The following is a 564-nucleotide window of genomic DNA, read 5'->3' as shown; positions in this document are numbered from 1 at the left end:
ACGCAGTTTGAACCGAATTCCTTTCTCAGTCGTGCGATGCTGGTCGGTGCAGTATGGCATTCGCTCTATTAATTTTGGCGTTGAGAAAAAAAAGCAGGACAATCCTCTGTATAACCGTCTCTGGCACACCTAATATTGTTGAAGAAGGCAACACGTTATCTGGCTGAAAAAAGGAGGGTAGAACAATGCGAATAAGGTTGATGTTAGTTTTATTGGCGATATTGCTTATTCTTTCTTTGGTATTTTTACCGGCCTGCGCCCCAACGGCTGCTTCGTCAACAGAACCAACGGAGACGGCACTGCCAGCGGATTTGCCCGTTATGACCAGAATTTGGATCACGCCGGAATGCTATCAAGCCCATCCGGAGAACGCCGTTTATAACGCACAAGGCGATCGGCTCTGCACTGACGGCGCTACGATGGAGGTTCTGGAGGCAGAGGGACCGGATATCAACGGCATGAGCAGCCAGCGACTTCCGGATACCAAACAACTGCGTTTTGTCCTGACCGGAGGGAGCGGCTGGGTCAACGTGCAGTGCGAACAGCTGTTTTTCCACTTGAATG

Annotated in this window: 1 protein-coding gene; it reads left to right on the top strand. The window is 50.2% G+C overall.

The genetic code is table 11. From position 1 onward, the window contains the following. Positions 1–185: 185 nt before the first annotated feature. Positions 186–564: hypothetical protein (locus WMO66_RS00250; RefSeq protein ID WP_349134403.1), on the top strand; the 379-nt coding region annotated here is incomplete at its 3' end.

The organism is Faecousia intestinalis (assembly GCF_040096185.1).
Taxonomy (GTDB): domain Bacteria; phylum Bacillota; class Clostridia; order Oscillospirales; family Oscillospiraceae; genus JAZOXB01.
Note: the sequence above shows the minus strand (reverse complement) of the source record. Positions and strands in the feature narration are given on the sequence as shown.